Genomic DNA, 6,383 nt, shown 5'->3' with positions numbered 1-6,383 from the left:
GGGCGTGGGTGCGCGAGCGGGCGGTGGCCGGCTACCTCGGGAAGGTGCGCCCGAAGACCGGCGGCGGGTTGTCGGCGGAGGCGGCCGCGGAGGTCGCCGCGATGCGGCAGCAGATGACGAAGGTGGGGAACAACCTGAACCAGATCGCGAGGGCGATCAACGCCGGGCAAGTGCCGCCGCAGATGGCCGAGCACCTGCAGAAGGGGTGGCTGGAGAGGTGGGGGCAGGAGTTGGGACGGATGGCGGATCGGCTCGACGCGCTCGACGATCAGGGCTGACATGATCGCGAAGATCAGTACCGGGTCGGATCCGAAGGGGCTGGCCCGGTATCTGCACGGTCCGGGGAAGGCGACGCCGCACACGTACCGGAATGAGGCGGGCCGGTTGATTGCCGGCGGGACGGTGATCGCGGGATCGGTGCAGGTCACGGCGAAGAACCCGACCCGGTGGGGTCGAGACTTCGAGCGCGCCGCGGCCACGAACGCGCGCGTGGGCAAGCCGGTGTGGCACTGTTCGCTGCGCTGCGCGCCCGGAGATCGGCGGCTGACCGATACCGAGTTCGCCGACATCGCACAGACGGTCGCCGAGCGGATGGGCTTCGAGAACCACCCGTGGGTGGCGGTCCGGCACGACGATGACCACATCCACATTGCCGTCTCGCGGGTCGATTTCCAGGGCGTGACCTGGAAGAACAGCAACGACCGGTGGAAGGTCGTCGAGGTGATGCGCGAGGTCGAACGCACGCACGGCCTCGAGGTGGTCGACAGCCCGGAGCGGGCCCGCCGGCGGCAGACCACCAGCGGGGAGCAACGCCAAGCGGTTCGGACGGGGAAGGTGCCCCAGCGCGACGGGTTGCGGGAGATCGTGACTGCGGCCCACGACATTGCCGCGGGACAGGGCGTTGAGGCGTTCGAGAAGGCGCTCGCGTCCAACCCCGTTGCGACTGTGGAGTTTCGGCGAAACGTCGCGTCGACGGGCCGGATGAACGGGTATAGCTTCCATCTGCCCGGCTACGTCGACGCCGTGGGGGAACCGATCTGGCTTCCAGCGTCCAAGCTCGACCGACGTCTGTCCTGGTCACAGCTGCAGAAGGTGCTCGACGGGCCGCAGCCGGAGCGGATCGCGGGCGAGGAGGCGGTGCCGCGCCGCCGGTTGGAGCGCCCCGCGGCGTGGGAAGCCCGGCGCCGGGAGGTCGGCGCTGAGCAGTTCACCGCGGCCCGTTGGGAGCAGGCCCGCACTCTCGTCGGTGAAGTGGCCGCCCAGATTCGCGGCGAGCAGTCCGCCGAGCAGAAGTGGAAGCAGGTGGACCAGGCGTTGACTAGCCAGGATGAGGCCGCCAAGCGCGCCGAGGCCGCCGCGAAGACAGCTGCGGCCGTGATAGGAAGCCACCCGACGGAGATCCGGGACATGCTCGCAGCCAGCCAGCAGCAACGGAAGCCGTGGACGCCGGAGATGAAACGCCAGTACGCCACCGCGAAAGCCCAGGCAGAACGCGCGGCGAAAGCCAAGGATGCCGCGAAGTGGACCGAGCTGCCCGGCGGCGGGTTCTCTCGGGACGTGCGCGGGGTGAACATGCGACTGTGGGTCAGCGACGACGGGGCGTGGTCGCTGACCTCGAAGAAGGACCCCGACCGCCAGGTCGTGGCGGGTCAGGCCGGCACCGTGGCCCAGGCCCAGGCCGAGGCCGCCGCCGCGGCGAAGAAGCAGGTACAGGCCCTGTGGAAGCAAACCCCGCCCGACAAGCGCACCGAGCAGGCCGCGAAGACGATCCGCCGCGCTGCCGCGGACCTGACCCCCACCACACCCGCCGAGGTGAAACCGCCGGCGCGGCGCTCGGCCGGCCCCACGGCCCAGCTCCCCCCAGGCAACCGGACACCGGACCAGGGCCGCACCCGCGACGACGGAATGAGCCTGTGAGCGGCGGCGAGGCGCTGCCCTGGGCATTGCTGGCATTGCTGGGATTGCTGGCAAGAGGGCCGGCCAGCGGTCGACGCTGCGTCTGCCGTTGCGCGCGTTGCGACTTAGCTCCACCAGCGATGCTTGCAATGCTGGAAATGCTTGCAATGCCAGCGAGGCGTCGAAATGCTGCCGCGCCACCGCTTCGCGCTGGCTTGCCACTGAACTGGTCGTGGCCGGTTCAGGTCGGGGTTTGACCTGGGGACATGACACCGCCAACACGCTGGGCGAATGCGCGGTGACCCGGGTCAGATGCGAGACGATGACCCGATGACCGGGGATCGTGACCTACCCATGCTGACCGTCAAAGAGGCCGTGGATGCGACGCAGACCAGCGAAAGCACGGTCAAGCGCCGGCTACGAGCCGGGGCATTCCCGAACGCGGTGCAGACCGCCGACGGGAAATGGATGATCCCCCTCGGTGACCTATCAGCGGCAGGGCTGCGACCAGGGAAGATGTCCAAACCTGACCCGGTGACCCCTCCAGCTGACCTAGCGCGTGAACTGGCCGCCGAAAACGCTGAACTGCGGCAGCGCCTCGCGGTGGCCGAGGCGCTGGCCAGCGAACGCAACCGGATCATCGAGGTGCAGCAGCAGATGCTGCGGATGCTTGAGGCGAAGCCAGCGCCGGCTCCCGCCGCGCCGACACCGCCGGTGCCGGTGTCGGCCACGGATGCACAGTCAGAGGCTCAGAGCCCTACGAGCGTGCGGGGTTGGTTGCGTCGACGGTTCGCGGGATGACCTCGCAATTTGCGCGCTCTTCGGCCTTGCGAGCGTGGTGCAGAATGGTGCCCACGCCGCCGACCGTCATGCCGACCTCGTCGGCGATCTCGCGGAGCTTGAGGCCCTGGGCACGCAGCTCGAGCACGCGCTGACGCCGTTCGGCCGCACGAGCTTCGAACTCCTCCCGAGGCTCGGCAACGATTCGCCTGATGGTGCGCGACGAGACCCCGAACCGTTCGGCTGCTTCGCGGGCGGTGAGCTTCCGCCGACCCGGAGTGTGTGCACTCACAGCAGCTCCTTTGCGATGGACTCACGGTCCAGCTTCGTCCGGCGAGCACGGTTTGCCTCGACTTTGGCTGGTGTCATGACCTTGCCGCTGGCCTTGCCTCCTTTGCGTCCGCGGGCGGATTGGATGGCGACGAAGGTTGCCTCGTAGACGGCGGGCCCATCGGCCCACATACGGGATTTGGTGATGATCCAGCGGTGGATGCTGGCGGCGACGGCGCGGGTTTCGCTGGCCGGTAGCGGTTCGGAGAACCCAGCGTTGAGCATGGCGGCTTCGGCGTGGATCGCCCGGCCAAGGCCGGCCGGATCGCCCCAGTGGTGTCGGATCTCCCGGTACGCCCAGGTGCGGGCGGTCTCGAACAGGGTGCAGTTGCGGCCGAGTCCTACGGGGTTCGCACGACGGGTCCTGGACTGCCGCCAGCGCGCCGGGGGCATGTGTGTGCCGAGGTTGGCCTCGAGTTCGGCGAGGCTGCGCGGCTCCGTGTGAAGCCAGTGCGTGGACCAGGCGTCGTGCGTCGGGTTCTTCGTCATCAGACCCGAGTAGGCGGCGTCTCCGTCGACGGCGCGGCGCAGGCCCTCGGTGACAGCCGCGGCATATGCGAGGGGCTTACGGCGGGCGTATTCGGTGCGGGTGAAAGGTTCGGCCAGCGCCCATACGACGTGGGCGTGCCCGTTGTGGGGGTTTTCCACGACCGCGTTCGGCATCGGGTGCGAGCCGTGCGTCGACAGGGCCCGCAGTGCGGCGTCGGGATGATCGACGTCGACAACGAGCAGGTTCGACAACGCCTGAGGGTTGGCCTCGATGTAGCGCCGTTCGAGGGCGTCGGGGCGCGGCATCCGGTAGACCCCGTGCAGCAGGTCGTCGGTCGCGAGCGGCCACAGCGGAAGCCACAGCTGTTCCCAGCTCCCGCCCTCCCGCGCCCCGTGTGTGTCCATGCCGCACACCCTCGCACGAAACCCCAAAATTTTTAGGTAGGACACACCGAAGCCAAGTCAGATGTTTCGGCGGGCACCCCGGGAAAACCCCCTCCACCACTCCGGTCGGATTTTTCAGTAGGTCTCCCGGGCTGCCCCTGGAAACGGGACCACAGCCAGGCCCCCCGTTTAGGAGCCCCCTCGAGGCAGACGACGGCGGGAGGTAGGTCGGGTACGGCTCTCTGCGCGGTAGCTAGGTCCGGCCGGAGTGGTGGACCCGCGCGGGGGTGTCTGAAAGTTCAGCAAGAGGTGTGGACGAATTCGAGGTGGTCCTGTCGGGTCGGACCGGGTTCTGTCGTTCGAGCGTGAAACTCTTTCCACCATGACCAACCGGCTGTTCTACGGCGACAACCTCACTGTTCTGCGCAATCACATAGCTGACGAGTCCGTGGACCTGGTGTATCTGGACCCGCCGTTCAACTCCAACCGGTCGTACAACGTGATCTTCGCGCGCAACGCCTCCAGCACAGATACCGCGCAGATCCAGGCGTTCGACGACACCTGGCGATGGACTCATGTCACCGAGGTTCAGTATCTGGACCTGGTCAACGGGGGTGCGCCGGCCGCGGTTGGTGATGCCCTGCGTGCCATGCACACGCTTGTCGGCGAGAACGACGCACTGGCCTACCTGGTGAACATGGCCCCTCGTCTGGTGGAGCTTCACCGGGCCCTCAAGCCGACTGGCTCGCTGTGGCTGCACTGTGACCCGACCATGAGTCACTACCTAAAGCTGTTGCTAGACGCCATCTTTGGGGCCTCAAACTTCCGAAACGAGATCATCTGGCAGCGCACCAGCTCCAAGGGCCTGATGACGAAGCGGCTGCCGACCAACCACGACGTGATCCTCAGTTACCAGCGTTCCGACGAATCACCCTGGAACATCGACGCAGCCTTCTTCCCTTACGACGAGAACGATCTCCCGGAGAAGACCGCGCAGAAGTACCGGCACCGGGACGCCGCGGGACGGTTGTACCGCCTGGACAACCTGATCAACCCGAACTCGGATCGGCCGAATCTCACCTACGAGTTCCTCGGGGTCACCAAGGTCTGGCGATGGACCAAGGAACGGATGCAAGAGGCGTACGACCAGGGACTTATCTATCAGTCGGCACCGGGCCGCGTTCCGCAGTTCAAGCGTTTCTTGGACGAGCAGCGGGGACTGCCGATGTCCGATGTGTGGTCGGACATTGCTCCGTTGAACTCGCAAGCCGCCGAGCGTCTGGGCTATCCCACGCAGAAGCCGGTGGCGTTGCTCGAACGGATCCTTGCGCTGGCAACCGAGCCCGGCGATGTCGTGCTTGATCCGTTCTGCGGGTGCGGTACAACGATCGACGCGGCCATCCGGATGGACCGGAAGTGGGTCGGGATCGACATCACCTACATCGCGGTGGGCCTGATTCAGGCGAGGCTGCGGGACACCTATGACAGCGAGATCGAGAAGACCTACAAGGTGGTGGGCATCCCGCGTGACCTGCCCGGCGCGCAGGCCCTGTTCAAGCAGTCGGCGTTCGACTTCGAGCGGTGGGCGGTCACGCTCGCGGACGGCACCCCCAACCAGAAGCAGGTCGGGGACCGCGGTATCGACGGTGTGATCCGGTTCCTGAACGATTCCAAGGGCAAACAGACCCCTGGCCGGGTGCTCGTGTCGGTCAAGGGTGGTCGGACCCTCAATCCGGGCATGGTGCGTGACCTACTGGGGACAGTCGAGAGCCAGAAGGCAGAGATGGGTCTGCTGATCACCATGTCGAAGCCCACCGTCGGCATGGTGGAGGCGGCGGATCACTCGGGCAGCTACGTGTGGCCGATCAACGGCCAGCCGTTCCCGAAGGTCCAGATCATCACGGTCGGTGAGCTGCTGGAATTCGTGCGGCCCAAGATGCCGCCGGCGATGACGCCGTACATCTCGGCGGTGCGCCGTCCCAAGGCCGCCGAGGACCAGTTGCAGCTGGGTGTGGAGGCTTAGGAACGAGGTCCCGGCCAGCTGAGACGGGTGGTCAGCGAGCGGTGAGGTACTCGTGCCAGCCGGCCGCCCAACCGCGCTCGTACTCGGCAAGGTTGGCGTCACAAGGGTCGCCGGGGGCAGTCGCGAACCAGGGAGTGTGGTCGTCGCCGGCGGTGGCGTCGCCGAGGTGTTCACGCTCTACTGCCTCGGCGTATCCGGCGGCGTGTCCGCGCTCGTAGGGCGTCATAGCTGTCATGGTGCCGATCTGGTTTGACAGGCGGACTACTTGATCAGGCCGCGCTTCTTGAACTGCTTCTTCAGCTCCGCCTCGATTTCCTGCTTCGAAGCGCCCTTCCGAACCTGGATCGGCTCTGCCGCTTTCTTCGCCCAGGCTTTGTTCATCTCGAACTTTGCAGCCATCGCGTGACCTCCACTGAGTAGGTAATCGACAGTCTCGCAGGAGGGACCGACATTCGAAGGTCGGTGCGGCTCGGGTGCACGC

8 protein-coding genes are annotated in these 6,383 nt (G+C 66.8%); 4 read left to right on the top strand and 4 right to left on the bottom strand.

The features are described 5' to 3' along the window. The 3 genes from mobC to WAX14_RS20625 all read left to right on the top strand — a co-directional run. A partial coding sequence (gene mobC, locus WAX14_RS20635; RefSeq protein ID WP_422629913.1) for a plasmid mobilization relaxosome protein MobC occupies positions 1–278 on the top strand: 278 nt, incomplete at its 5' end. Between the two features lies 1 nt (position 279). Continuing rightward, the gene (locus WAX14_RS20630; RefSeq protein WP_422629912.1) at positions 280–1,917 is read left to right on the top strand and encodes a relaxase/mobilization nuclease domain-containing protein; all 1,638 of its coding nucleotides are present in this window, start codon (positions 280–282) and stop codon (positions 1,915–1,917) included. 333 nt (positions 1,918–2,250) lie between these two features. Next, entirely contained in the window at positions 2,251–2,697 is a 447-nt protein-coding gene (locus WAX14_RS20625) for a hypothetical protein (RefSeq protein WP_422629911.1), read from the top strand. Here the strand turns inward: WAX14_RS20625 and WAX14_RS20620 are convergent. Then, a complete protein-coding gene (locus WAX14_RS20620; RefSeq protein WP_422629910.1) occupies positions 2,654–2,968 on the bottom strand; it encodes a sigma factor-like helix-turn-helix DNA-binding protein in 315 nt (104 codons plus the stop codon). The genes WAX14_RS20625 and WAX14_RS20620 overlap by 44 nt on opposite strands. After that, positions 2,965–3,900, bottom strand: coding sequence for a replication initiation protein (locus tag WAX14_RS20615; RefSeq protein WP_422629909.1), 936 nt, complete (start codon positions 3,898–3,900; stop codon positions 2,965–2,967). The genes WAX14_RS20620 and WAX14_RS20615 overlap by 4 nt, the downstream gene beginning before the upstream one ends. A 361-nt stretch (positions 3,901–4,261) precedes the next feature. On the opposite strand from WAX14_RS20615, the gene WAX14_RS20610 reads away from it, so the two are divergent. Then, on the top strand, positions 4,262–5,902 hold the full coding sequence (locus tag WAX14_RS20610; RefSeq protein WP_422629908.1) for a DNA methyltransferase: 1,641 nt from the start codon (positions 4,262–4,264) through the stop codon (positions 5,900–5,902). A gap of 31 nt (positions 5,903–5,933) precedes the next feature. Here the strand turns inward: WAX14_RS20610 and WAX14_RS20605 are convergent, their stop codons facing one another. Continuing rightward, a complete protein-coding gene (locus WAX14_RS20605) occupies positions 5,934–6,128 on the bottom strand; it encodes a hypothetical protein (RefSeq protein WP_422629907.1) in 195 nt (64 codons plus the stop codon). Between the two features lie 35 nt (positions 6,129–6,163). Next, on the bottom strand, positions 6,164–6,383 hold a 220-nt coding region (locus WAX14_RS20600), incomplete at its 5' end, for a hypothetical protein (RefSeq protein WP_422629906.1).

This window comes from Rhodococcus sp. (in: high G+C Gram-positive bacteria) (genome assembly GCF_049299235.1).
GTDB lineage: Bacteria > Actinomycetota > Actinomycetes > Mycobacteriales > Mycobacteriaceae > Rhodococcus.
This window is presented reverse-complemented; position numbering and strand designations above follow the sequence as displayed.

Excerpts from the sequence above, each read along its gene's own strand:
- WAX14_RS20630 (WP_422629912.1), top strand. The coding sequence starts at position 280 with ATGATCGCGAAGATCAGTACCGGGTCGGATCCGAAGGGGCTGGCCCGG.
- WAX14_RS20625 (WP_422629911.1), top strand. The coding sequence starts at position 2,251 with ATGCTGACCGTCAAAGAGGCCGTGGATGCGACGCAGACCAGCGAAAGC.
- WAX14_RS20615 (WP_422629909.1), bottom strand. The coding sequence starts at position 3,900 with ATGGACACACACGGGGCGCGGGAGGGCGGGAGCTGGGAACAGCTGTGG.
- WAX14_RS20610 (WP_422629908.1), top strand. The coding sequence starts at position 4,262 with ATGACCAACCGGCTGTTCTACGGCGACAACCTCACTGTTCTGCGCAAT.
- WAX14_RS20605 (WP_422629907.1), bottom strand. The coding sequence starts at position 6,128 with ATGACGCCCTACGAGCGCGGACACGCCGCCGGATACGCCGAGGCAGTA.